Origin of the sequence: Pyxidicoccus sp. MSG2 (genome assembly GCF_026626705.1) — a bacterium.
GTDB lineage: Bacteria > Myxococcota > Myxococcia > Myxococcales > Myxococcaceae > Myxococcus.
In genome coordinates this window covers 4,522,117-4,541,662 of the sequence record NZ_JAPNKC010000001.1, presented here as the reverse complement: position 1 = coordinate 4,541,662, position 19,546 = coordinate 4,522,117, and the positions used below count along the sequence as shown (strand labels likewise).

The 19,546-nt window shown below is 71.7% G+C and carries 20 protein-coding genes; 14 read left to right on the top strand and 6 right to left on the bottom strand.

Annotated elements, in window-relative coordinates:
- Positions 1-62 precede the first annotated feature (62 nt).
- Complete coding sequence (locus OV427_RS17375; RefSeq protein WP_267857240.1) at positions 63-557, top strand: hypothetical protein; 495 nt, start codon at positions 63-65, stop codon at positions 555-557.
- Positions 558-580: 23 nt separating this feature from the next.
- Here OV427_RS17375 and OV427_RS17370 read toward each other — a convergent pair whose 3' ends face one another.
- On the bottom strand, positions 581-1,576 hold the full coding sequence (locus OV427_RS17370) for an aldo/keto reductase (protein ID WP_267857239.1): 996 nt from the start codon (positions 1,574-1,576) through the stop codon (positions 581-583).
- Positions 1,577-1,825: 249 nt separating this feature from the next.
- Here OV427_RS17370 and OV427_RS17365 point away from each other — a divergent pair, with 249 nt between their 5' ends.
- The 10 genes from OV427_RS17365 to OV427_RS17320 all read left to right on the top strand — a co-directional run bounded on the left by OV427_RS17365 (position 1,826) and on the right by OV427_RS17320 (position 11,408).
- Positions 1,826-3,307, top strand: a complete 1,482-nt coding sequence (locus OV427_RS17365; RefSeq protein WP_267857238.1) for a hypothetical protein — start codon at positions 1,826-1,828, stop codon at positions 3,305-3,307.
- A gap of 210 nt (positions 3,308-3,517) precedes the next feature.
- On the top strand, positions 3,518-4,525 hold the full coding sequence (locus OV427_RS17360) for a zinc-dependent alcohol dehydrogenase family protein (protein ID WP_267857237.1): 1,008 nt from the start codon (positions 3,518-3,520) through the stop codon (positions 4,523-4,525).
- A 109-nt stretch (positions 4,526-4,634) separates the two neighbouring features.
- Positions 4,635-5,261 carry a DUF1360 domain-containing protein gene (locus OV427_RS17355; RefSeq protein ID WP_267857236.1) on the top strand — a complete coding sequence of 209 codons (627 nt, stop codon included), beginning with the start codon at positions 4,635-4,637 and terminating at the stop codon, positions 5,259-5,261.
- A gap of 188 nt (positions 5,262-5,449) precedes the next feature.
- The gene (locus OV427_RS17350; RefSeq protein ID WP_163997632.1) at positions 5,450-5,788 is read left to right on the top strand and encodes an HPF/RaiA family ribosome-associated protein; all 339 of its coding nucleotides are present in this window, start codon (positions 5,450-5,452) and stop codon (positions 5,786-5,788) included.
- A 184-nt stretch (positions 5,789-5,972) separates the two neighbouring features.
- On the top strand, positions 5,973-6,410 hold the full coding sequence (locus tag OV427_RS17345; protein ID WP_267857235.1) for a response regulator: 438 nt from the start codon (positions 5,973-5,975) through the stop codon (positions 6,408-6,410).
- Positions 6,411-6,693: 283 nt separating this feature from the next.
- The gene (locus OV427_RS17340; RefSeq protein WP_267857234.1) at positions 6,694-8,121 is read left to right on the top strand and encodes a sensor histidine kinase; all 1,428 of its coding nucleotides are present in this window, start codon (positions 6,694-6,696) and stop codon (positions 8,119-8,121) included.
- Positions 8,118-8,882, top strand: a complete 765-nt coding sequence (locus OV427_RS17335; protein WP_420718267.1) for a response regulator — start codon at positions 8,118-8,120, stop codon at positions 8,880-8,882. The genes OV427_RS17340 and OV427_RS17335 overlap by 4 nt, the downstream gene beginning before the upstream one ends.
- A gap of 4 nt (positions 8,883-8,886) precedes the next feature.
- Positions 8,887-9,630, top strand: a complete 744-nt coding sequence (locus tag OV427_RS17330) for a sensor histidine kinase (protein WP_267857232.1) — start codon at positions 8,887-8,889, stop codon at positions 9,628-9,630.
- The gene (locus OV427_RS17325) at positions 9,630-10,010 is read left to right on the top strand and encodes a response regulator (protein WP_205519855.1); all 381 of its coding nucleotides are present in this window, start codon (positions 9,630-9,632) and stop codon (positions 10,008-10,010) included. The genes OV427_RS17330 and OV427_RS17325 overlap by 1 nt, the downstream gene beginning before the upstream one ends.
- A gap of 18 nt (positions 10,011-10,028) precedes the next feature.
- Complete coding sequence (locus OV427_RS17320) at positions 10,029-11,408, top strand: aminopeptidase P family protein (RefSeq protein ID WP_267857231.1); 1,380 nt, start codon at positions 10,029-10,031, stop codon at positions 11,406-11,408.
- A 95-nt stretch (positions 11,409-11,503) separates the two neighbouring features.
- Here OV427_RS17320 and OV427_RS17315 read toward each other — a convergent pair whose 3' ends face one another.
- The 3 genes from OV427_RS17315 to OV427_RS17305 all read right to left on the bottom strand — a co-directional run bounded on the left by OV427_RS17315 (position 11,504) and on the right by OV427_RS17305 (position 13,222).
- Complete coding sequence (locus OV427_RS17315) at positions 11,504-11,905, bottom strand: helix-turn-helix transcriptional regulator (protein WP_267857230.1); 402 nt, start codon at positions 11,903-11,905, stop codon at positions 11,504-11,506.
- A 23-nt stretch (positions 11,906-11,928) separates the two neighbouring features.
- Positions 11,929-12,507, bottom strand: a complete 579-nt coding sequence (locus OV427_RS17310; RefSeq protein WP_267857229.1) for a carboxypeptidase-like regulatory domain-containing protein — start codon at positions 12,505-12,507, stop codon at positions 11,929-11,931.
- Between the two features lie 283 nt (positions 12,508-12,790).
- Positions 12,791-13,222 carry a nuclear transport factor 2 family protein gene (locus tag OV427_RS17305; protein WP_267857228.1) on the bottom strand — a complete coding sequence of 144 codons (432 nt, stop codon included), beginning with the start codon at positions 13,220-13,222 and terminating at the stop codon, positions 12,791-12,793.
- Between the two features lie 241 nt (positions 13,223-13,463).
- Here OV427_RS17305 and OV427_RS17300 point away from each other — a divergent pair, with 241 nt between their 5' ends.
- From OV427_RS17300 to OV427_RS17290, 3 genes are all read left to right on the top strand, one after another.
- Positions 13,464-14,549, top strand: a complete 1,086-nt coding sequence (locus OV427_RS17300; protein WP_267857227.1) for an aldo/keto reductase — start codon at positions 13,464-13,466, stop codon at positions 14,547-14,549.
- Positions 14,550-15,150: 601 nt separating this feature from the next.
- Positions 15,151-17,148: an AgmX/PglI C-terminal domain-containing protein gene (locus tag OV427_RS17295; protein WP_267857226.1), complete on the top strand. Its 1,998-nt coding sequence runs from the start codon at positions 15,151-15,153 to the stop codon at positions 17,146-17,148.
- Positions 17,149-17,255: 107 nt separating this feature from the next.
- Positions 17,256-17,567, top strand: a complete 312-nt coding sequence (locus OV427_RS17290) for a (2Fe-2S) ferredoxin domain-containing protein (RefSeq protein ID WP_267857225.1) — start codon at positions 17,256-17,258, stop codon at positions 17,565-17,567.
- Here the strand turns inward: OV427_RS17290 and pdxA are convergent.
- Together pdxA and OV427_RS17280 are read right to left on the bottom strand one after the other, a co-directional pair.
- Entirely contained in the window at positions 17,491-18,513 is a 1,023-nt protein-coding gene (pdxA, locus tag OV427_RS17285; protein ID WP_267857224.1) for a 4-hydroxythreonine-4-phosphate dehydrogenase PdxA, read from the bottom strand. The genes OV427_RS17290 and pdxA overlap by 77 nt on opposite strands.
- A 44-nt stretch (positions 18,514-18,557) precedes the next feature.
- On the bottom strand, positions 18,558-19,526 hold the full coding sequence (locus OV427_RS17280) for a peptidylprolyl isomerase (protein ID WP_267863437.1): 969 nt from the start codon (positions 19,524-19,526) through the stop codon (positions 18,558-18,560).
- Positions 19,527-19,546 lie beyond the last annotated feature (20 nt).

The window sequence follows — 19,546 nt, the reverse complement described above, 5'->3', positions numbered from 1 at the left end:
TAGTGGGCTTGCCGGGCCGCGGTGCTCCGTCAGGGCGCGCGCGGGAAAGCGAGGGTGACGGAGTGCTGAAGACGGCGTGGAACGAGTGGAGCCTCAAGGCGCTGCAGCTGGAGACGGCGCTGCTGGCGCTGGAGGAAATCGAGCTGCCGGAGGAGATGCACGCGCTCCAGGACTCGGCGGAGGAGAAGGTGCTGGAGCTGGCGCGCGCGTGGAAGGCGAAGCAGCCGGCGAGGGAGGCGCGCAAGTGGGAGCGGCAGACGCTGCCGGCTGGCGCTCCGCGCGACGAGGAGCTGAAGGAGCTGGTGGCGGGCTTCCGCGAGGATGGCAAGGAGTGGACGCTCCTGCGTGCCACCAGCGACAAGCAGGAGGTGGTGGAGACGGTGGTGTCCGAGGGCCGCGCGTGCATGGCCGCGGGCGGCGAGTACTACCTGGGCCAGTGGGACGCGAAGGACTCCGTGCTGGAGGTGGGCCGCGACGACGACGCGGGCGAGCCGGGCACGGGGCTGGTGCTGGAGCCGACGGGCGAGCTGCAGTACGCGCCGGACCCGGAGCTGTAGCTTCAGCCTTCGAGCGCTGTCGCTCAGCCCTCGAGGACGCGGGCCATGCGGGCGCGCTGTTTCTCGTCGGGGAGGCGGCCGAAGCCGGCGCGCAGGTTGTCGGCCACGTGGTCGGGGTTGCTCGTGGCGGGAAGCGGGCAGTGCACGGCGGGGTGGCCGAGGATGAACTTGAGGAAGAACTGCGCCCAGGTGGTGCAGTCGAACTCGGCGGCCCACTCCGGCACGGCGCGCCCGCGCACCCGCTGGAAGAGCGAGCCGGTGGCGAAGGGCTGCATGACGAGGACGGCCACACCGTGCTCGGCGGCGGCGGGCAACAGGCGCGCCTCCGCGTCGCGCTGCGCGAGGGAGTAGGGCAGTTGCACGAAGTCCAGCTTCTCCTCGCGGATGAAGCGCTCCAAATCATCGAAGGCGCTGCGCGAGTAGTGGGTGACGCCGACGTAGCGGATGCGGCCCTGGGCCTTCCACTCGCGCAGCATGGGCAGCTGCGTGCGCCAGTCCACGAGGTTGTGGACCTGCATCAGGTCCATGCGGCCGTGGCCCATCTTCTGGATGGAGGCGCGCAACTGCGAGAGCCCCTCCGCCTTGCCGGTGGTCCACACCTTGGAGGCGAGGAAGGGCGTCTTCAGCTCGCCGAGCGTTTCGAGCACGTCGCCGGTGACGGCCTCCGCGCGGCCGTACATGGGCGAGGAGTCGATGAGGCGCGCGCCCGAGGCGAGGAAGCGGCGGAGGACCTCCGCGAGGGGGCCGCGCTCGGCCGGGGTGTTGCCCACGTCGAACGTCTGCCAGGTGCCGAGCCCGATGACGGGCAGCGCTTCACCCGTGCTGGGGATGGGGCGGGTGAGCATGGCGTCTCCTCGGGAGGTGGGCTTCGCGGTGGGTGGAGCGGTGGGCTTCGCGGGCAGCTTGGGTGCGGCCTGCGCGGCGGCGACGGCCGGGAGCAGCAGGCTGCCGAGCCCCGCGGCGAGCACCTCGCGGCGGGTCGTCGTGGGCGGACGGGACTGACGCGGAGTGGAGGCCATGGGGGAAATCTAGCGTCGTGCGTCGCGGGCCGGTGCGCCAGGGCCGCGAGTGTGTGGGCAGGTGAAAGTTCCCGGTGGAAGGTGTCGCCTTCAGAGGGGCGACACGGTCCGGTGACAGCTTTGCGCGGTGCCGGTGTTCCCTTCCGCGAGTGGGGCGGCGACGTCCCCCGACGAATCTCTCTGTGTGGCCCCGGTGCTCGCGCGGTGCGGGCCGGGCCCCTCTCGGAACAGTCCAGGAAGGTCCAGGCGATGAAGCGCAAGGTCTCGGTGTGTGCGGGGGTCGTGGCGGCGGTGGTGGCATTCTCGGCCAGCGCCGAGGAGCCGAAGGCGGGCGTGCAGGCACATGGTTCGGGGCCGGCGGCCGAGTCGGCTCCGGTGCGTCCCGGCGAGGCCGGCGACGCGGTGGCGGCCCCGGCCGTCGAGGGCCCCGGGATGGAGCGCGTCATGGTGGCGCCTCCGCTGGTGGACGCGGCCGTGGGTGGCGCGGTGAGCGCGGTCCCGGCGACGGACACGACGACGGTGGCGAAGGCGGCGGAGCCAGCCGCGAGCCCGGAGGCGCAGGAGGTCCACATCCCCTTCAGCCTTTCGCTGGTGCCGGGCCTCAGCACGGCGGGTTTCCACACGAGCAACGTGGTCAACACGGTGTCCATCGGCCTCATCGCCACGCACGCGAAGCGGGTGGACGGGGCGGCCATGTCGCTGGGCGCCAACTGGGTGGAGGAGGGGCTGAATGGCGCGCAGCTCGCGGTGGGCGCCAACGTGTCGCGAGGGCCGGTGACGGGCGGGCAGTTCGCCGTGGGCGGCAACGTGTCCGGCGGTGACTTCCTCGGCGTGCAGTCCAGCGTCGGCGTCAACGTGGTGCGCGGGGCGATGGAGGGTGCGCAGCTCTCCGTGGGACTCAACACGGTGGCGGGCGCGGTGAATGGCGCGCAGCTCGGTGTCGGCGCCAACGTGGCGACGGGGGCCGTGCGCGGCGCGCAGCTGGCGGTGGGCGTCAACGTGGCGGGAGGCCCGGTGCGCGGGCTGCAGATGGCGGCGGGCGCCAACATCGCCTCCGAGGTGTCCGGCGTGCAGATGTCCTCGGGCGTCAGCTTCGCGCGTCACATCTCGGGCGGGCAGGTGTCCATCATCAACGTGGGCGGCAAGGTGGACGGCGCGCAGGTGGGGCTCGTCAACGTGGCGGGCAGCGTGGACGGCGCGCAGGTGGGGCTCGTCAACGTGGCGGGTAACTCGGAGGGCGAGTCCGTGGGCCTGCTGAGCTTCGTGGGCAACGGCCAGGCGCACCTGCTGGCGTGGAGCAGCGACGTGTCGCTCACCAACGTGGGCGTCAAGCTGGGCGGCAAGCACCTCTACACGCTGCTCACGGCGGGCTTCACGCCGTCCCTGGGAGAAGACCGGCGCCGCTACACCCTCGGCGCGGGCTTCGGTGGACACATCCCGCTGGACCGCTTCTACGTGGACATCGACCTGGTGGGCAGCAGCCTCCACACGCGGCGGTTGTTCAGCGAAGACAGCCAGCACGTCCTCGGGCAGCTGCGGGTGATGGGGGGCTTGCAGGTGGCGTCCCACTTCTCGGTGTTCGCCGGCGTCAGCGCCAACACGCTCACCAGCTGGAATGGCAGCGACGAGTGGAAGGAGGTGGGGCTCGGGCTCGACTGGCGTGAGGTCTCCGACAGCGGCCGCACCGTGGTGCGCATGTGGCCGGGCGTGCTGGCCGGCGTGCAGCTCTGACGAAGCGAGGGCCCTGGGGCGAGGTGGCGGCTTCGCCGGGAGTGCCGTCCGCCGCCCGGGACGTGCTTCCACGCGACACGGGCGTCCCAGGTTCTCCCTCGGCGGTCTCCTCCTTCACCTGCCGGCCGGGCGCCCGAGGCATGCTTCAGCGTGTCTCGGGTCGTCGCCATGTTTTCCCCAAGAGCGCGAGGCGCGCGAGGGGAGCGGTCCATGGAAGGGACCATGCGGGCGATGGTGCTGCATGCACCGGGCGAACCGCTGCGAGAGGAGCGGCTCCCCATCCCACGTCCCGGCCCGGAGCAATTGCTGCTCCGGGTACGGGCCTGCGCCGTGTGCCGCACGGACCTGCACGTGGTGGATGGCGAGCTGACGCACCCCAAGCTGCCCCTCGTACCGGGCCATGAAATCGTGGCCACGGTGGTGGGCTCGGGCGAGGGAGTGACGGCCTTCCCGCCAGGGACGCGAGTCGGGGTGCCATGGCTCGGCTGGAGCTGTGGCGAGTGCCGCTTCTGCGTCGCGGGCCGGGAGAACCTCTGCGAGCGGGCGCGCTTCACCGGCTATGACCTCGACGGCGGTTACGCCGAGTTCGTACTGGCGCACCAGCGCTTCTGCTTTCCGCTCCCGGCCGGCTACAGCGACGTCCACGCCGCGCCGCTGATGTGCGCGGGGCTCATCGGCTTCCGGAGCCTGCGCCTCGCCGGAGACGCCGAGCGGCTGGGCCTCTACGGCTTCGGCGCTGCGGCGCACGTGCTGCTCCAGGTGGCGCGCTACCAGCAACGGCGCGTCTTCGCCTTCACCCGCCCCGGGGACACCGGGGGCCAGCGCTTCGCGAGGGAGCTGGGCGCGGAGTGGGCAGGAGGCTCGGACGAATTGCCGCCAGAGCCGCTCGACGCCGCCATCCTCTTCGCGCCCGTGGGCGCCCTGGTGCCCACCGCGCTGCGCGCCGTGGACCGGGGCGGCGTGGTGGTGTGTGGCGGCATCCACATGAGCGACATCCCCGCGTTTCCCTACGCACTCCTCTGGCAGGAGCGCGTGGTGCGCTCGGTGGCGAACCTCACGCGCGCGGATGCGCTGGACTTCCTCGCGCTCGCGCCGGGCGTGCCGGTGCGCACCGAGGTGCAGGTGTTCCCCCTGTCCGCCGCGAACGAGGCGCTCACCGCGCTGAGACAGGGCCACGTGCGCGGCGCGGCCGTGCTGGACGTGGACGCGCGGAGCTGAGCTCGCGGTGGAACTTCGGGACGAGGGCCTGTCCGCCCGCCTGCCCATCCCTTGGGCCCGTCCCAGGGGATGCGCAGTCTTCAAGGACCATCTGGAGGCGACCCGTCCCATGAAGGCTCCGCAGGAGACCGGCCTCTTCGCCGGCTATGACGATGCGCATCACCCCCTGGGCTCGTACGCGGTGCTCGTCGGCGCCTATGGCGTGTCCGTGGCGGGCTTCCTCGGCTGGACGGCGCGGAGCCGGCGCCGGCTGCCGGAGCGGACGGGCCTGGCGGACCTGGCGCTGTTCACGGTGGCGACGCACTCGGTGACGCGGCTGTTGGCGAAGGACCAGGTGACGAGCTTCCTGCGCGCGCCCTTCGTGCGCTTCCAGGAGAGCTCCACCGCGGGCGAGGTGGAGGAAGTGGCTCGCGGCACGGGGATGCAGAAGGCGCTGGGGCAGCTCTTGGGCTGTCCCTTCTGCCTGGGCCCCTGGGTGGCCGCGGGCCTGCTGGCCGCGCGCGCCGTGGCGCCGAGGCAGGCGCGGTGGTTGGGCTCCGTGCTCGCGCTCTCCGCCGCGTCCTCGTTCCTGCACCGCGCCTACGAGTGGGTGGGCGCGGGCCTGCACCGCACGCGCGAGGAGGTCCGCATGCTGAAGGAACGCACGGACCGCGAAGAGGGCGTGCAGTTCCCCAGCGTGAGTACGTCCGCGGAAGCCCTGGACGCCGGTCGCGCGCCCATCCCCGCGCCGAGCTGAGCGCAACGCCGCGCTCCGAAGGGGCATTGCGCCCCGCAGGAGCTGCGGCGGTGGGTCATTTCGCCGCAAACGCTGCGGGGTGGAGGTGCGACTCCCACGGGATTCCGCGGAGTTGGCGCTGGCCGCGTCCATGCAATGGAAGAGCAGTGCAACCCGAGGCCCGACAGGGGCACAACCCGAGGCGGACGATGAAGCGAGCGCTGCAGATTACGTATCGCGGGATGGCGACGAGCGACGGCCTGAACGAGCACATCCGCGACCATGCAGACAAGCTGGAGCAGTTCTTCGACGGAATCGTGGGGTGCCACGTGGTGGTGGAGGAGCCGCATCGCCACAAGCAGCAGGGCAAGCACTTCCACGTGCGCGTCGACGTGAGCGTGCCCGGCAGGAACATCATCGCGGCGAGAGACCCGGAGCAGCGCACGGGACACGAGGACGCCTACCAGGCGGTGACGGATGCCTTCGACGCCGCCCGGCGCCAGCTCCAGCACTACGCGGAGACACTGCACGCGCACCACGGGCAGTGACGGGCGCGGCCTTCCCCCCCACGGCAAAACTCAGCCATGGCCTGATGCGGGAGCGCCGCTTCATGTAGGTCAAGGTGCCCAGTCCCTGGCGTCCCGGCGCTGGATGCCAGGGCCTGGCGAAGAATCAGCGGCCACCCCCTGACGGAGCACGGGCGGCGGGCGCTATCGTGCGTGCCCCCACGCCATGAATGCCCAGCGCCTCAAGGTGCTGCTGGTGGACGACGAGGAGCCCGTTCTCGCCACCACCGCGGCCGTGCTTTCCGAAGACTTCGACGTCCATCCCGCGCGAGACGCGGGCTCGGCGTTGAGGTTGCTGTCGCTGCATCGCTTCGACGTCCTCTGCACCGACTTCCACATGCCGGGGCGCAACGGCATGGACCTGCTGCGCGAGGCGACGCGGCTGCACCCGCACCTCGCCGGCGTGCTCGTCACCGGCTACCGCGAGTACCTGGACCGCAAGGACCAGCAGCAGGCCCAGGGCCTCTTCTACCTCGTGCTCAAGCCCTACCGGCCCCCGGACCTCATCGCGATGATTCGCCGCGCGGCGGAGGCCACCCGCCTCAAGCGCGAGATGAGCCTCATCACCTCCGGCCTGGCCGAGCGCAAGCGGGGGGTGCGATGACGCCGTCTCCCCGTGGCCTCCATGCCCGCCCCGGCGTGCAGGCAGGCGCGCCGTGCCCCGCCGTCGGACGAAGCAGGCAGGCATCCTCCCCGGGGAGCGCCACTCCCCTCCAGGTGTTGCTCTATCATCCGCCCGACCCGCGCCGCGTCGCTGTCAGCCCCACCCGGGCGCGAGGGCGGTTCGCGGACACACCCGGGCAGGCAGCCGTGGAGGTCGCATCCACCGTCTCACGTCGCACGCCGATGGAGGAGGGCCCGTCCGCAGTCCGGGCGGGATGCATTCGATGATGCCTTCGCAGGAGGAAGACCGCGGCTCCGGGAGGGCGCTCAAGGAGCGGGCAGCGCTGCTCCTGAACGAGCACGTGGACCGGGTGCGCAGCCGGACGGACCGGCTCCTCGCGGGGCTGGCGGTGGTGCAGTGGGCCATCGCCATCATCGTGGCGGCGCTCTGGTCGCCCGAGGGCTGGCTCGGGAAGGAGCACGGGGTCGACCTGGCCTTCCTGAAGACCGCCGTCCTCCTGGGCGCCGTCCTCACCGCCGTCCCCGTCTTCCTCTCCCGCTGGCGCCCCGGCGCCCTGCTCACCCGGCATGCCATCGCGGTGTCCCAGGCGCTCTGGTCCGCGCTGCTCATCCACCTGTCGGGCGGCCGCATCGAGACGCACTTCCTCATCTTCGCCTCGCTGGCCCTGCTCTCCCTCTACCGGGACCCGCGGGTGCTGCTGTCGGCGACGGCCATGCTCGTCGCGGACCTCGCGGTGCGAGGCGCGCTGTGGCCGGAGTCCGTCTACGGCGTGCTCCACCCGGAGTGGTGGCGCTTCCTGGAGCACGCCTTCTGGATTGCCGCCTTCGACCTGGTGCTCCTCCACGCCTGCCGCGGCATGTGGCGCGAGTTGCGCGAGGTGGCGGTGCGCCGCGCGGAGCTGGAGCTGGCCCGCGAGCGCGAGGGCACGAAGGCGCGCGAGCTGGACCGGGCCCTGCGCGAGCTGGGCGGCTTCCAGGAGCACCTCATCCGGGTGGAGAAGCTGGCGGCCGTGGGCCAGCTCGCCGCCAGCGTGGGCCACGAGCTGCGCAACCCGCTGGCCGCCGTGCGCAACGCCCACGCCTACCTGTCCCGCAAGTTGACGAAGGACCCGGTCGGTGCCGCCGAGGACCCGCGCGTCTCCCAGTTCCTGGGCGTCATGGAGCGGGAGCTGAACGCCTGCGCGAAAATCATCTCCGACCTGCTCGACTTCGCCCGCGAGCGCCCCCCCGCGCTCCAGCCCTGCCCGCTGCGGCCGCTGGTGGACGAGGCCCTGAGCGTGGTGCCCCCGCGCGAGGGGGTCCGCATCGTCAACGGCGTGCCCGAGTCGCTCCCCGTCCCCAACCTGGACAAGGAGCAGTTCCGCCAGGTCCTGGTCAACCTGGTACAGAACGCCGTGGAGGCCATGCCCTCGGGACGGACGGGGGAGGTTTCAGTGCTGGCGGAAGGCGGGGAGGCGGGGCCCTGGTCCGTTCGCGTGGTGGACGACGGTTCGGGCATCCCTCCGGACGTACTCCCGAAGATATTCGAACCCCTCTTCACCACCAAGACGCGCGGGACGGGCTTGGGACTGGCCATTGTCGCCAACATGGTGCAACGTCACGGGGGCACAATCTCTGTGCGCAGTGAAGCGGGTCGGGGGAGCGAATTCACCATTCAGCTCCCCGCGTCCGCGGCGGCACAGGCCGCGTGATGGAGGAAGTGGCAGTGGGCCCCGCTCGCATCCTGCTGGTCGACGACGAGGAGTCGCTCCGCATCACCCTCGCGGCGAACCTGGAGCTGGAGGGCCACACCGTGCTGGAGGCCTCCTCCGGCGAGGACGCCCTGCGTCTGCTCAGTGAGCAGCAGGTGGATGTCGTCCTCACCGACATCCGCATGCCCGGGCTGCACGGGGTGGAGCTCCTGCGCCGCATCAAGCAGGAGCGCCCCGACATGCCGGTGGTGCTGATGACGGCCTTCACCGCGGAGGAGCTGGTGGACGACGCGCTCGCCGAGGGCGCCTTCACCGTGCTCCCCAAGCCCTTCGACGTGGCGCACGCGCTGGACACGGTGCTGCGCGCGATGCGGGCCCCCCAGGTGCTGGTGGTGGACGACACCGAGAAGGTGGCCCAGGCCATGGTGCGGGCGCTGAGCACGGTGGGGCTGCGCGCCCGGTCCGTCTACAGCGGCGAGGAGGCGCTCACCTCGCTGCGCTCGGGCGCCTACGACGTGTGCGTGCTGGACCTGGTGATGCCGGAGATGAGCGGGCCGGAGCTGGTGAAGAAGGTGCGTGAGGCGGACCTGTCCGTCGCCATCATCGCCGTGTCCGGGCACGTGGTGCCGGAGATGCTGCGGGTGGTGGCGGCCCAGGGCGCGGTGGTGTGCATGACGAAGCCAGTGCCCCTGCGCGAGCTGGTGCAGGCCATCGCCCGGGTGCGAGGCCGGCCGCAGGGCCCCTTCGGCGCGAGGAACTGACGGAATGTCCGGGCGTGGAGACCTGCAGGCACGGGAGCGGGCAGCGGTGGCGGATGTGGTCGCGTCCACGCTGCGCCATGACCTACGCAACAAGCTCGCCAGCATCCGCAACGCTTCCTTCTACCTGATGCGGCAGATGAAGAAGACGGAGGTCTGGACCACGGACCCCCGCGTGGAGACCTTCTTCCAGCTCATCGAGAAGGAGCTGACGTCCGCCGAGGAGATGCTCTCCAAGCGCAGCCCGCCCGCGGTCGCAGGCCCCAAGCCCCACTGCCGCCCGAGCGAGGCGGTGGAGCGCGCGCTGTCCGAGGCGAACGTGCCCGGGGGCGTGCGGGTGCAGAAGGAGCTGACGGAGAAGGCCGAGGTCGCGCTGGAGCGGGAGGACCTGGCGGTGCTGGTGGGCTGCCTCGTGGACAACGCGGTGGAGGCCATGCCGCGCGGCGGCACCCTCACCGTGCGCACGCGCGACCTGGAGGATGACGGGGTGTCCCTTCGGGTGGAGGACACGGGCGAGGGGCTGGCGCCGGAAGCGTACTCGCGGGCCTTCGAGCCGTTCTACACGACGAAGCCCGGCCACGCGGGGTTGGGGTTGAGCATCGTCCACCGGGTGGCGCAGCGGCATGGGTGGCAGGTGGACGTGGGGGCGGGCCCCTCGGGAGGCACCTTCGTTGAAGTCGTCTTCACGGGCCCGGACGTGGGGCCCCGCTCGAGGCCCGTGGGCCGCGATGAGAATCAGGGGAGCAAGTGATGGAGACGAGCTGGACCTTCGGGCGCTGCCTGCTGCTGGTGGAGGATGACCCTTCCAACCGGATGACGCTCGCGGCGCTGCTGGAGGACGCGGGCTTCGCCGTGGTCACCGCCGGCTCCTACGCGGAGGCCGCGAATCTGCTCACCCGTCCGCGCGCCTACGACGCCGTGTTGCTGGACCAGAGCCTGGGTGACGGCTTCGGCACCGGGCTGATTCCGCTGGTGCGCCACCACATGCCGAAGACGAAGGTGGTCTTCGTCACCGGGCACGACGGGAAGATCGACATGCCGGTGGACGCGGTGTTCCGCAAGGGCGGCCACTTCGACGACCTGCTGGCCTTCCTCTTCAAGTTGCTGCCCCAGCGTCCGCTGGGTGCGTAGCGCCGGAGTTCCTGCCTCATGCTTCCCGAGTCTTCCGAACGCGCCGCCCTCGTGCGGCGGCGCGAGTTGCTGGCCCATGCGCTGGGTAGCGCTCCCGCCCTGATTGCGTCGGGCCGCCCGCGCCCGCGCAACTACGCCGCGGACCAGTTCCCCTTCCGCGCGTCCAGCCACTTCCTCTACCTCTTCGGGCTGGCGGCGCAGGACGGGCTGGGCTTCTACGACGGCCAGACGTGGACGCTGTACCTGCCCGAGCCCGGCGCGGACGACGCGCTGTGGGACGGCGCGGTGCCGGGCTTCGCGGAAGTGGCGGAGCGGACGGGCTGCCCGGTGCGCTCGCGCGCGGAGCTGCCCCCGGTGCTGAAGGGCAGGGCGGTGGCCACGCTTCCCACGCCGGACGTGGAGACGTGCCTGGATGTGGAGGTGCTGCTCGGCCGGCAGGTGCGGCCCGGGAAGCTGCTCCCGGTGGACGAGCCGCTCGCGGAGGCGATGGTGGCCCTGCGCCTTCGCCACGATGATGCGGCTGTAGCGCAGTTGCGTCGCGCCGCCGAGGCGACGACGCCGGCCCACCTGGCCGGCATGCGCGCGACGCGGCCGGGGGTGCTCGAGGCGGCGGTGCGCGCGGCGATGGAGGCGGAGTTCGTGGTGCGCGACGTGCGCCCGGCGTACCAGCCCATCGTCACGGTGCACGGCGAGGTGCTGCACAACCTGAAGTATCACCACGTGCTTTGCGAGGGAGACCTGCTGCTGGCGGACGTGGGTGGAGAGAGCCCGGGCGGCTTCGCGTGCGACGTGACGCGCACGTGGCCGGTGACGGGGCGCTTCAGCACGACGCAGCGCGAGCTGTACGAGGTGGTGCTGCGCGCGCAGAAGGCGAGCATCGCCCTGGTGCGTCCGGGGGTGGGCTACCGCGACGTGCACCTCGCCGCGCACCGGGAGATGGCGCGTGGACTGGTGGCGCTGGGCATCCTCCGGGGCGACGTGGAGGAGCTGGTGGCGGACGGGCTCACCGCGCTGCTGTTCCCCCATGGCATCGGCCACCTGATGGGGCTGGACGTGCACGACATGGAGGACCTGGGAGACCGGGCCGGGTATGCGCCGGGGCGCACGCGCTCCAAGGAGTTCGGTCACCGGTACCTGCGGCTGGACCGCGATTTGGAGCCCGGCATGGCGGTGACGATTGAGCCGGGCCTCTACCGCGTGCCCGGCATCCTGGAGGACGCGCGCCTCACCGCGCGCGCCGGAGACCGGCTGAATCGCGACGTGCTGGCGCGCTACGCGGACGTGCGAGGCATCCGCATCGAGGACGACGTGCTCGTCACGGCGGAGGGCTGCGAGGTGCTGACGGCCGCCATCCCGAAGGAGGCCTCGGACGTCGAGGCGGTGATGGCACGGCGGTAGTCAGCACGGCGGCGAGCCGTGATGCGGGGGCGGCCTCGGACGTCGAGGCGGTGATGGCGCGGCGTGCGCCCGGCGCTCTTGCCGCGCCGCCGCCTTCAGCGCTTGCCGCGGCCTCGCGCGGAGGGGGCCGGCGGTGGGGCCGCTTCCTCTTCCGCCTTGCCGTGACGTCGAGCGGGCGCGGCCGCGTCCTCCACCAGCGCGATGAGGGCGGACACGTTGCGGTGCCGCTCGATGGGGTGACGCAGGGGCTGCTCCCTCGCGACGGTGTAGCGGTTGCGGCGGCCTTCTCGCTCGCGCTGGAGGTAGCCCGCGTCTTCGAGGTCACTCACGATGCGCTGCACGGCGCGCTCGGTGATGCCCACGCGGATGGCCACGTCGCGCAGGCGGACCTCGGGGTCCGCGGCGATGCACAGCAGCACGTGCGCGTGGTTGGTGAGGAACGTCCAGGAGGGAGAGTCCGTCCGCTCGCTGTCCGAGGTCGCCATGGCGGCGCGCACGCTATCCCAGCCTCCTGGCCGCGTCAGCTCCAGCTTTGTTCATCCAGCTCGGGGAAGCTGACCTGACATTGTCCGGGATTCACACCGTCCACGCGAGCGTAGCCATTCTTGTTGAGCGTGCCTTCGCGCGTGGAGCCGTCCGGCAACGTCACCACGTAGCGCGCGTGCGGCACGGGGTGGCCCTCCTCGTCCCGCAGCTCGACGGCCAGCCACGTCGGCTCCGCCACCGGCACCTCCACGGGCGTCGGAATCGGTGGCTCCACCCACGGCGGCGGCACGAGCACGGGACGCTCCACCTCCAGCGCCACCAGCTCGCCATGGGTGAAGGCCTCGGCGAGGCGCTGCTTGAGCCGCTGCTCGTACCGGCCGCGCTCCAGCCTGGACAGCCCGAGTGAAGAACCGCCCCCGAGTGCCTCGTACATCCCATGCAGCGTACGCGCGGCGAACGTGGTCAGCAGATGGTCGAGCGACGAGGTGACGAATACCTCGGGTACACGGTGCTGCTTCGACTCTCGCGCCTCGTGGCCCATGGATGGGACGACGAGCCAATCCGCGCCCCGGCCTGGCAACAGCCACCGGCGCTCCCCCCCTGATTGCGGCATGACAGCGACCTCCCCTCCGCAGGAAGGTACTCGCGGGCTCCGCCACGGCTCCGCTGGGGCGCAACGGCCCTGTCCGGCAGGTTGCGACTCCGCGCTCGCGTGTGCGTCGCCGGACGTCAAGCCTGACCGACGAGACGACGGGCCTTCGCCAGGATGTGCACGGTGGGACGGCGGCCCCGGCCACGAGGGCCGTGCTCGAAGAGACGTCTCGCCAGCACTGAAGTGTCTGCGCGGCGCGGCACGCGAACGCGCGTCCGGGACACGGGGCGCCGTGCCTGGAGGCTCAGCGCGACTCGGGTGCGGGAGCGGTGCCGTCCGCTGGAGTTTCAGGCGCGGCCGGGACGCTGTGGGCGAGGACCATTCGCCACCGCCCCTCGCGCCATCTGCACACGTCCGTGAAGGTCTGCGTGTCCGTCACCTCGGTGCCGTCGGCCAGGCGCACGCGGGCCCGTTGCTCGCCCGTGAGTACGCCCGTGTCTTCGAAGGCGTGGGCGCGCAGGGAGGTCATCTCGAGGTCCAGGATGTCTCCTGGAATGGCGGCGACGCTGGAGATGAACGCCTCGCGGTCCGTCTCCACGTCGCCGGTGCCACGGAAGACGAAGTCCTCGCTCAGCAGCTCGCGCAGCCGGGCGCCGTTGCGCTCGCGGATGGCCTGGGTGACGGAGCGCTCCAGCTCCAGCAGCTCACGGTGGGCATGGGCGGGCTCGGGGCTCATGGGCGAAGGGCTCCGGAGGGGCGGGTGGCTGCATGCGCAGGCTGCCAGCAGGGAGAGGAGCAGGAGCAGGCGGGGCATGCGGCGTTTTCAGCACGTTTCGCGGTGCGAGCGCCAGCAAGGCGTCACGTGCGCGTCAGTCGTTCCGCGCCGCGGTAGCGGGGCATGCGGCGGCGCGCTAGTGCACGGCCTCTCTTCGGGCCCGTCCTCCGCGCTTTGAACCCATCCCCTCATGGGAGCACTCATGCCGTTGAATCACTACGTCACCCTGGGCCGTTCCGGCCTGCGCGTCAGTCCCTTCTGCCTCGGTGCCATGACGTTCGGCGAGGACCTGGGCTGGGGCAGCAGCGTCGAGGCGTCCAACGCCATCATGGACCGCTTCCTCGAACGGGGCGGCAACTTCATCGACACAGCCAACGCGTACACACGGGGGCACTCGGAGAAGATCATCGGTGACCATTTGGGCCGGCACTCCAGCAGGCGCGAGCGCGTGGTCCTCGCCACGAAGTTCTTCAGCGGCCTGTTCCCCGGTGACCCGAACGGCGGCGGAGCGGGCCGCAAGGCGATGATTTCCCAGTGTGAGGAGTCGCTGCGCCGCCTGCAGACGGACCACATCGACCTGTATTGGATGCACTGCTGGGACATGCACACGCCCATCGAGGAGACGCTGCGGGCGATGGACGACCTGGTGCGCTCGGGGAAGGTCCGCTACGTGGGTGTCTCGGACACGCCGGCGTGGAAGGTGGCGCAGGCGCAGGTGACGGCGCACTTCCGCGGATGGGCGCCACTGGCCGCGCTGCAGATTGAGTACTCGCTGCTGGAGCGCACCGTGGAGGGCGAGCTGTTGCCCATGGCTCGCGAGCTGGGGCTCGGCGTGACGCCGTGGTCTCCGCTGAAGAGCGGTGTGCTCAGCGGCAAGTACACGCGGGAGAACGCGGGCAAGGTGAAGGCGGACCGCGGCGCGTGGGCGGAGAGCGCGCTGCACGAGAAGACCTACGGCATCATCGACGTGCTCCAGCGCGTGGCGAAGGAGCTGGGCACCACGGTGGCGCGCGTGGCGCTGGCGTGGGTGCAGGGCCGGCCGGGGGTGACGTCCACCATCATCGGGGCGCGCACGCTGGAGCAGCTGGACAACAACCTGGGCGCGCTGGACGTGCGGCTCAAGCCCGAGCACGTGAAGGCGCTCGACGACGCCTCCACTCCGACGCTGAACTTCCCCGCTGGCTTCCTCCAGGGCGCGCCCACGTTCATGCACGGCGGCCTCACCGTGAATGGCGTCACCGCTCCCGAGTGGCCCATGGCGCCGAAGTCCGACAAGGAGCGCTGGTAGCCCCGCGCTTCGATGTCCCCGGAACGGACGTTCCATTCCGCGCCGCGCCGGTCCACAGGGGCCGGCGTGAGCGAGAAGGAGTGCCGGGAGTCAGGCGCAGCGACGCTCGCGGAATGGACGTTCCATTCCGCGCCGCGCGGGTCCACCCGGGCCAGCGCGGGTTGGCAAGGAGCGCGGCGAGCCCGGTGGCGCGACGCTCGCGGAATGGACGTTCCATTCCGCGCCGCGCGGGTCCACCCGGGCCAGCGCGGGTTGGCAAGGTGCGCGGGTAGCCCCGCGCCGCGACGCCTGCGGAATGGACGTTCCGTTCCGCGCTATCGCAACCGTGTTGCCGCCGACCGCCGCCCTGTACCTGTACGTGAAGTTCCTTCTTGCGCCGCGAGCGTGAAAAACCGCTGAGGCCCGAAGCGTGATGTCGGCATGCGTGCGCGGCTCGGCCCCGACGTGTGCGGGCTCGGTGGGGCATTGGACAGGCGAGGTCCGTCCACGGGGCAGAGCGTTCGTGGGAGGACACTCGTGGGTGGCGCGCCGGAGACCCGTCCCTACGTTGCTGGCCCTGGCGCGACAAGGCCGGGATGTCAGCGCGGGCGCGGGAGGGCGTGTGGGCGAGCTTCTGTCAGGGGCCGAGGGGCAGTTCCGGGGGCAGGGGATGGGGACGCCGGGCACGGGGCCGGCGGGAGGCGAGCACGGGCCGGTGCCGGGCGCGCCGCTGAGCGTGGAGGACGCGCTCGACGGTGATCTCGATGCATACCTGGACCGCGAGCTGTTCGTGTGTCAGCGGCCGGACTCGGACTCGGAGCAGGCTGCCGTCACGGCCGCCGCGACGGCTTCCGGGAGCATGCGCGCGCTGCTCGACCTGGCCGAGGAAGAGTCGCGGTGGTTGAAGACGCTGCCCGCGCCGTCGCCCTCCGTGGAAGCACTCCCCGAGCCCGAAGCGCCCGCGGTGGAGATTCCCGAGTGGATGCGCATGTCGCCCGGTGCGAACGTGACGACGCCCTTCGCGGCGATGCTCTCCCCCGCGGACCCGGCCACGGTGCAGGCGCACCCCGAGTCGCACGGGAGTGTGGGGACGGACGCCGAGGGCCTGCCGGCGACGCCGTGGAGCGTGCCGGCCTCCGCGCCGCTGGCGAGCGCTCCGGCGTATCACGGCAACCTGCTCCCGGGCATTGCACCGCCGCCGCACGGCGTGCCGCTTCCCGCGTGGGCGTCCCAGCACGCCGCTCCCATGGCGCAGTATCCCCAGCAGTGGGGCATGCCGCCGCAGGCCGAGCCGCAGCGCATCGCGGGCATGAAGACCGGCGCCTTCCTGGGGGCGGCGGCCGTGGGCGCGCTCGCGGCGGGGCTGCTGGTGGTCGCGGGCCTGCACTTCCGCGAGCACCTGTCGGGAACGCACGAGGCCACCGTGGCGAATGGGCAGGACGTGGGACGCCTCCAGGGTGCGCCGAATCCGACGGGAGCGCAGGCCGGAGGCGTCGGAATCGCCGGCACGGCTCAGGGCGGTCCTGGCGTGCTGCCTTCCGGCGTGCTCGGAATCGCCGGCGCGGCTCAGGGCGGTCCTGGCGTGAATGGGGAGGCCCAGGTTGGCAACCCTGGCGCGCGGGTGCCGTCAGGTCTGAGCGGTGAGGTGCAGGCTGGCACCGTGTCGCTCTCGGGTGTGGCCGGCGCGGCGCAGTCGAGTGGCACGGGGCCAGGCGTGAGTGGAGAGGCGCAAGCCAGCAGCGCGTTCCTGCCTGGTATCCCCGGCACGGCACAGGCCGGCATCGAGGGCCTGCCCGGCACGGCGACGGGAGCGCAGGGCCAGCCCCTCCCAGGCACCTCCGCCGCGCAGTCCGGTACGTCCGAGCCTTCGGGAGCTCAGCAGGCCGCGGCCTCGGTCGCGGGCACCGTGCTCTCCACGGCGCAGGGTGATGTGCAGGGCGCCGCGAACGGCCTGCGCGCGCAGCCGCCCACGACAGGGCGGGTGAGCGGGCCCCCCGTGGGAGGCCTCACCCTCACCAGTGGCCAGCCCCCCGCTGTGGCGACGCGCGCTCCTTCCGCGCGCAAGGCGGCCACGAAGACGGCCCTGCCGTCGAGCACCACCGACGAAGCCGAGGTCGCGGACACCCGCGAGCTCGCCTTCAACGAGACCGAGTCCGCCAGCGCCGACGAAGAGTCCACTCCCGCCGAGGCCACCGAGGCCGAGGAGCCGGAGTCCGAGCTGGACGAGGACTTCGCGCGGGAGCTCGGCTTCACGGAGGACGCGGAGCAGAAGGCCGCGACGCCCAAGGCCCCCGAGCGCACCGTCTACATTCCGCCCGCTCCGGATGCGAAGGAGCACCTCACGCCGGACGACGTGAAGGCCGTGGTGGTGGCGAACCAGCCGGCCATCACCGCCTGCATCCGTCAGCACGCCCAGGGGACGCCGGTGGAGAAGGGCGGCCGCTTCCTGGTGCGTTGGTCGGTGCTCCCGAGTGGCGACACGTCCAGCGTCTCCATGGACACGGACACGTTGAAGGCCACCGAGCTCGGCCACTGCATCGAGGACGTGGTGCGCCGCTGGAAGTTCCCGGCCCACCAGGTCCGCATGCAGGAGCCCATCCTCTTCCCGTTCGTCTTCTGAGCCGGGCTGACGGGCCGGGGGCCGTGGGAGCACGCGGCCCCCCAGCCCGAAGAACGGGTCCTGACGGACGAGCAACGGGACATCTCGGACCCTATGCTTCCCCCGCCATGCCGCCGCAGGAGCCCGAGCCCACGGAGCTGCACGTCTGCCACCGCTGCCTGGTGCGCCTGGACGCGAGCGCCGGGGGCGTGGACCTGCCGCGCCGGCTCAAGGAAACCCTCTCCGCGCACGGCCTCGCCGGAAGCACGGTGGTGATTCCCTCCGGCTGTCTGGGCTACTGCCCGATGGGGCGCGTCAGCGTGCTGGTGCTCCCGGGCAGCGGCACCGGTGCGCACGTGCAGCTCATCGACCCCGAGAAGGACGGGGAGGACCTCGCCGAGCACCTCGCGCGCCTGCCTTCGCCAACTGCGCTGCCTTGAGCAGCGCTTCCATCATGGGTACGCAGCTCGCCTCACCCTTCCCGGCAATCGCATACGCGGTGCCGTGGTCCGGCGACGTGCGCGGCACCGGCAGTCCCAGCGTCACATTCACGGTGCGCTCGAAGTCCAGCGCCTTGGCGGGGATGAGGCCCTGGTCGTGGTACATGGCCAGCACCGCGTCGTACTTCCCAGCAATCTCATCCGGCCGCGCGAACAGTCCATCCGCGGGCACCGGCCCGTGCGCGTCCACCTTCGCCGCGCGGGCCTTGCGGATGGCGGGGCCAATCACCTCCACCTCCTCGCGTCCCAGGAGTCCGCCCTCGCCCGCGTGCGGGTTGAGCCCCAGCACGGCGATGCGCGGGCGCCGGCCCACCACCGGCTCCAGGCTGCGTGACAGCAGCTTGAGCTGCGCGGTGAGTCCCTCCACGGTGAGCAGCTTCGGCAGCTTCGCCACGGGCACGTGGTTGGTGGCGAGCGCAATCCGCACGCGCGGCCCGTCCATCATCATCAGCACGTCCACGCCGAAGGCATCGGCCAGCACCTCCGTGTGGCCCATGAAGGGAATGCCCGCGCGCGAAATCTGCTCCTTCGACACCGGCGCCGTGCACAGCGCGTCCACGTGTCCCGCGCGCATCGCTTCAATCGCCGCCGTCACGTAGTCGTACTGAGCGCGGCCTCCCGCCTTGGAGGGGCGCCCCGGCGTGCGGTCCTTCTGGGCCAGCCGCGTCACCTCCACCACGGTGGGGCCATCCACGCGGCCCAGGCCTTCCGGCGTCACGCGCGCATAGCGGCGGAAGACGGGGAAGTGCTCCAGGGTGGGCCCGTCCCCGAAGACGACGGGGACGAGGACCTTGCGCACGGAGGCGAGCGCCAGGGCCGAGGCCGTCACCTCCGGCCCGATGCCCGACACGTCACCCAGGGAGATGCCGACGAGAGGAAGGCTCACGGCCTCGCAGCATCTCCCCAAGGACGCCAGTGCGGAAGCAGGGACTACATCTTCACTTCGACGCTGGCCTTCGAGCGAAGCTCGGCGACGTACTGCTCCAGGAACTTGTCCGTCTTCTCCTGGTACAGCTTCGCCTCCAGCTTCGGGCGCATCTCCTCGTAGGAGGTGGCCGCCACCGCGCGCTTCTCCTCCACCTTCAGCACGTGCCAGCCGAAGTTGGTGCGCACCGGCTCGCTGACCTCGCCCTCCTTGAGGGTGAAGGCCACCTTCTCGAAGGCGGGCACCATGACGCCGCGCTTGAACCAGCCCAGGTCTCCACCGTCGGACGCGCTGGGGCCCTCGCTGCGCGCGCGCGCCAGGGCGGAGAAGTCCATGCCCGGCCGCCGCGCCTCCACGGCGATGGCCTCCGCCTTCTTGCGCGCGGCCTCCACCTGCTCCGGCGTGGCCTTGGGGTCCACCTGCACCAGGATGTGGCGCGCGTGCACCTCGGAGTCCTCGCTCTCCATGCGCGCGAACTGCGCGTAGGCGGCCTTCAAGTCCTCCTCGGTGACCTTCACCTTGGGGCCAATCTTCACGCGCAGCAGCCGGTCTCTCAGGATGCGCTTGCGCAGCATGTCCCGGTAGGCGGCCATGGTGAGGCCCTCGCCCGCCAGGAGCTGCTCGAACTGCGCCGGCTCGGTGATGTTGTTCTGCTGGCGCACGTCGGCGACGAGCTCGTCCACCTCGGCCTCGGTGGCGGTGATGCCGAGCTGGGTAATCTCCCCCTCCATCAGCTTCTCGCCGATGAGGGTGTCCAGGGCCGTCTTCATCAGAAAGGCCCGCTGCTCGGCGCGCTTCTTGGGGTCCGGGTTGTTGATGCGCGACAGCTCCGGGGCCACGCGTTGCTGCACCTCGGACAGCGCGATGATGTCGCGGTTCACCACCGCGGCCACCCTGTCCACCATCTCCGCGCGTGCCGCCGTGCCGCCCCCGAAGAGCGCCGCCGCCGCGATGACCGCCACCAGCTTCTTCATCTCGAGCATCCTTCCGAGCT

Excerpts from the sequence above, each read along its gene's own strand:
- OV427_RS17370 (WP_267857239.1), bottom strand. The coding sequence starts at position 1,576 with ATGGCCTCCACTCCGCGTCAGTCCCGTCCGCCCACGACGACCCGCCGC.
- OV427_RS17365 (WP_267857238.1), top strand. The coding sequence starts at position 1,826 with ATGAAGCGCAAGGTCTCGGTGTGTGCGGGGGTCGTGGCGGCGGTGGTG.
- OV427_RS17360 (WP_267857237.1), top strand. The coding sequence starts at position 3,518 with ATGGAAGGGACCATGCGGGCGATGGTGCTGCATGCACCGGGCGAACCG.
- OV427_RS17355 (WP_267857236.1), top strand. The coding sequence starts at position 4,635 with ATGAAGGCTCCGCAGGAGACCGGCCTCTTCGCCGGCTATGACGATGCG.
- OV427_RS17350 (WP_163997632.1), top strand. The coding sequence starts at position 5,450 with ATGAAGCGAGCGCTGCAGATTACGTATCGCGGGATGGCGACGAGCGAC.
- OV427_RS17345 (WP_267857235.1), top strand. The coding sequence starts at position 5,973 with ATGAATGCCCAGCGCCTCAAGGTGCTGCTGGTGGACGACGAGGAGCCC.
- OV427_RS17340 (WP_267857234.1), top strand. The coding sequence starts at position 6,694 with ATGATGCCTTCGCAGGAGGAAGACCGCGGCTCCGGGAGGGCGCTCAAG.
- OV427_RS17330 (WP_267857232.1), top strand. The coding sequence starts at position 8,887 with ATGTCCGGGCGTGGAGACCTGCAGGCACGGGAGCGGGCAGCGGTGGCG.
- OV427_RS17325 (WP_205519855.1), top strand. The coding sequence starts at position 9,630 with ATGGAGACGAGCTGGACCTTCGGGCGCTGCCTGCTGCTGGTGGAGGAT.
- OV427_RS17320 (WP_267857231.1), top strand. The coding sequence starts at position 10,029 with ATGCTTCCCGAGTCTTCCGAACGCGCCGCCCTCGTGCGGCGGCGCGAG.
- OV427_RS17310 (WP_267857229.1), bottom strand. The coding sequence starts at position 12,507 with ATGCCGCAATCAGGGGGGGAGCGCCGGTGGCTGTTGCCAGGCCGGGGC.
- OV427_RS17305 (WP_267857228.1), bottom strand. The coding sequence starts at position 13,222 with ATGAGCCCCGAGCCCGCCCATGCCCACCGTGAGCTGCTGGAGCTGGAG.
- OV427_RS17300 (WP_267857227.1), top strand. The coding sequence starts at position 13,464 with ATGCCGTTGAATCACTACGTCACCCTGGGCCGTTCCGGCCTGCGCGTC.
- OV427_RS17290 (WP_267857225.1), top strand. The coding sequence starts at position 17,256 with ATGCCGCCGCAGGAGCCCGAGCCCACGGAGCTGCACGTCTGCCACCGC.
- OV427_RS17280 (WP_267863437.1), bottom strand. The coding sequence starts at position 19,526 with ATGAAGAAGCTGGTGGCGGTCATCGCGGCGGCGGCGCTCTTCGGGGGC.